This window comes from Embleya sp. NPDC050154 (assembly GCF_044460165.1).
Classification (GTDB): Bacteria; Actinomycetota; Actinomycetes; order Streptomycetales; family Streptomycetaceae; genus Embleya.
The window spans coordinates 1-3,947 of record NZ_JBITJP010000070.1 but is presented as its reverse complement, the minus strand read 5'-3'; the positions used below and the strand labels follow the sequence as shown (position 1 = coordinate 3,947).

The 3,947-nt window shown below is 67.5% G+C and carries 2 protein-coding genes; one reads left to right on the top strand and one right to left on the bottom strand.

Annotated elements, in window-relative coordinates; all coding sequences use genetic code 11:
* The first annotated feature begins 104 nt into the window (after positions 1 to 104).
* Positions 105 to 1,118, top strand: a complete 1,014-nt coding sequence (locus tag ACIBSV_RS50555) for a hypothetical protein (protein ID WP_395874760.1) — start codon at positions 105 to 107, stop codon at positions 1,116 to 1,118.
* A gap of 755 nt (positions 1,119 to 1,873) precedes the next feature.
* Here ACIBSV_RS50555 and ACIBSV_RS50550 read toward each other — a convergent pair.
* Complete coding sequence (locus tag ACIBSV_RS50550; protein WP_395874762.1) at positions 1,874 to 3,358, bottom strand: ISL3 family transposase; 1,485 nt, start codon at positions 3,356 to 3,358, stop codon at positions 1,874 to 1,876.
* Between the last annotated feature and the right edge of the window lie 589 nt (positions 3,359 to 3,947).

Below are 3,947 nucleotides of genomic sequence, written 5' to 3'. Positions count from 1 at the left end.
GGTATTTGCGTGGTGCTGGCATGGTTCGTGGTGCTCCTTACGCCGGGCACCATAACCCGGCTTCAAGGACTCCACCAAACTCAGAGCAGCTCAACGTTCCTCCCATGCCGACGACCGCACCGCTCCTGGGTGGAGCGCAGGCCCCCGTCGGGGATGTCGGGTTCGAAGCACCGGGCATGACCCCCGAAGACCCGCTGTACCAACAAATCAAGAACGCCAGGTCGACGGAGGAGATACAAGCCTGCCTCAGCGGCGGCTTGGAGGGAGCACTCGGTCGGCCCGTGGGAGTCGACCTGACGGGGGCCCACTTGTACGCCGCGAAGGAGGCCGCCGTGGCGCTCCTCCACGTCGCGCGCATCCATCCGGAGAGTGCGCTCACGGCAGTGAGCGTGGCAAAGCGTCTGGTCAACCGAGGAGCCAGCGCGGAAGCCAATCACGACGGCCACATGGTGCTCAATATCGCGGCATTCGGAAAGAAGAATCGCAAGGTCCTGGAGGCGAAGAATCCATTTACGCGTCTGTCTCGAGGAGATGTCCCGATGACATGGGCGGCGGAAGTGGTCATTCACGAGATGGGGCACATGGACGGCTTTCGAATTGGCCAGGATCAGATGCACTCCTTCATGTATCCCCTTTATCGTGTCGACAAAGAAAAGGAACGGTCACACTGGAAGAAGCCATCTCCGCCGCGCAGATCGGGTATTCTTACCCCCGAGCTGATCACCAGTGAGATCAGTGCTTATGCGGCCACGAACGAGCGCGAATTGTACGCGGAGGCCTTCACCGACGTCATCGTCAACGGGAAGAACGCCGGCGAGCTGAGCCAGGGCATCTACCGGCGGGGGCAGATGCTGCGCAATCGTGATCCAGTCGACTCCGCCGACAATTTGCGGCGCACGTTGGCCGACCTCCGGGCCTCGACGTACAAGAACGGTATGCCCAAGCCCCCAGAGGCGGGGCGGTATGCAGGCGTCCTGGAAAAGGGATTCCATTCGCTGAGGGGCCGCACCGGCGTCGGAAAGAATGAGCGGGCGGGGGGAAAATCCCACGGCGCCGCTCCGGGTCTGGCCCCCGGAGCGGCGCGAAATGCGCAACGAAAGCAAGGCCGCGAAAGATAACCGTCCCGCGCGTACAGAGGGCAACAACACTCCGATCGTCCCCCGCCGTTAAGTCGTGCCGCGATGTGTGGACCTGGGGCGGACACATCTCCGACTGATGTGCGCACGCGGCCGGCGTCGGCGGCCCGTCACCGTCCACCGCCGGCGAGTGATGCGCGGCCGTCCGCGCCGCAAGTCGGCACAAAAATCGCGGAGTTAACCATGGGGGTTAAGTCGTGCGGAGATATGTAAGCCCAGTACGACACATCCATCAGAGATATGTCGTAGCCGTCACGACATCCCGTTTCGCAAAGCCACAGGTCAGACCCCGAATTCGCCGGTTTGTCTCTCAAAGAAGCCGACCCGGGCGCGACGTAACGTTCGCGTTCCGCTGACGACCCGCGTTCGCCGAAACGACACAACGCCGTCCACGAGGCGGTTCGCGTCTTGGGCGACCGTTCATCCACACCCCCCAGCGCCTGCGGCGGCCGTCGTTCCGTATGGCCTGCCGGTGCCATGGCAAGCGGAGCGCGCCATCGGGGGCCGTTCCGCCGCCCGCCGACCTCCCCAGGCGGTTCGTGCCGTCCCGCAGGACTCCCGTTCCCGCCCGAGTCGTGCGCCGCCGGTCGAGGCTCGCGCTTCACGCGCCCACGTTCGATCGGGCAGGAACGGGTCTGGGTCGAACGGCGAAACTTGCGGATGCCCGGAAGGACCTTGCGTCCAGCCGTGTCAACGGCCAATCTTATCTGGGTCTTCGGCGATTTTCGTGAAGCGTGTCAATCCGCGAGGAGTATTCGGCGGCGTAGAAGCCCGAAGCTGGCGCGGCCGTAGGTCTGGCGTTTGAGCATCTTCGTCCGGTTCACGTGCCCTTCCACCGCTCCCGAGCTCCAGGGGAGCGTCAAGCCGGCCGTGACGGCGTCGAGGTCTTTGCGCAGGCCCTGGGCGAACGTGCGCAGTTCCTTGATCTCGGAGACGTCCGTCCGGGCGAGCCATTCGGGAAGCCGGTGGCCGTGTCGTTTCCGCAGAAGCGTCGCGAAGCTGCGAGCGAGTCGGTTGATCTCCCCGAAGTGGGGGCAGTGCTCGCACAGTTCCTTCAGTTGCCGGCGGGCGGCTTCGCTCTGCCGCTCGGGTCGGCCGACAATCCACCGGACCACCTCCCGGACGGGCGGCGGAGGAGGTGGCTTTATGGGCGAAAGCTCCTTCTCGGCAGGGCTGTTGAGGAAGCGGCGGACGGTTTTGCGGCCTCCGGTGTACCCGCGGGCGGCGATCTCGTCGCGGAGCGTCCGGGCGTTGTTGCAGCCTTCGGCCCACCGCGCGGCGAGGTAGGGCATGTGGGGTGCGAGAGCGCTGCCGCGGCGCGGTCGGACGGTTATCGGCTCGTCGGCGGTGGCGGCGTGCGCGTAGCGGCGGACGGTCTTGCGGTCCAGCCCGGTCTGCTCGCTGATCGCGGTGATGGTCAGGCCCCGCTCATGGAGGGTGCGGATCTCGGTCCAGCGGGCGCGTATCCGCTGCCGGGCGGGGCTCTCCTCGGGGTCGGGGGCGCTCTCGGGGACGCCGTGTTCCGGCAGCGGCGGGTTCAGGCAGGCACGGTGTTTCCGGACGGCCTTCTCCACCGCGGTGGCGAGATTGTCGAGCAAATGCCGGCGGTCCGCGACCTGTGGAACACCGGGCAGCGCACGTTCGGCGGCCTCGGCGAACGCGCCGCCACGGTCGCGGCAGACCATGCGGACCTCGGGGTGCTCGCGTAACCAGGCGGCGAAGGTGTCCGCGGTGTGGTCCGGCAGCACGTCGACGGGCCGGTGGGACTCCATGTCGACCAGGATCGTCCCGAAGACGCGCCCGCGCCGCAGCGAGAACTCGTCCACACCCAGCACCTCCACCTTCGGCGGCGCGGGGACGTCGAGCGGGTGGATCGTCCGCAGCAGCGTCGACCCGCTTGTCGGGACGGCAATGTGCGTCGTCAGCCGCCCGCCGGCCCGGCCGCCGAGCGCCGGCGCGACGCGCTCCAGCAGCCGCTGCGCGGTCGGGGTTCGCCGACCGTACCGGACGGTGAGACCGTCGACCTGCTCGGCGAACGTCCCTCTCCCGCATGCGACTTCGTCGCAGAAGAACCGACGAACATGCAGTTCGATCCCGACTGGGCGGCCTGAGACCGCGGTGTCCGCGAGCATTCGCACGTACCGGCTGTGGACCCGCCGGGACGGCGACCCGCACCCCGGGCACTCAGCCTCCAGACCGGTACAACGCGCCTTGATCCGCACCGACCTCCCGACAGCGGCGACCGCCTCGACCGCCACCCGCGCCAGATGCGGAAACAGGACTTTCAACAGTTCAGCGACTTGACCCCCGAGCGCCCAGCACGATTACCAGACCATGATCCGCTTCACGAAAATCGCCGAAGACCCAGCTTTCCACGACCACCGTCAGACCCGATGGGCGTCGACGCCCCCACCGTTGCCCTGCACCTGGTCCTGGCCGAGAAGGCCCTGCCGACCGCGATGATCCGCGACCTCGAACGCACCCACCCCACCTGACGAACCGCCCATCCCGCGCACCCGGGCGACCCACATCCGACGCGACCACCGCGGCCCTCTGCGGTCTCCGCCCGACTCGCTGCGGCTCGCGGCGACTGCGCGCCCCCTGACGAGCGCTCCCGCTCCGCACGCGCGCCCGTTTCGCCGCGGCCACCCCGAAATCACCCCCGCGGGAGGGCGGTTCACTCCACGGAGTACCGGCGGTCCTACCGGCGGGGCCCCTAGTGCTGCATTCCTCAAAGGGTGTACACGAAGCGGCGCCGTAATGTGCGGGTCGGTGGGGCGGGTCTGCCCCATATCCATGGTTTCGCCCGGG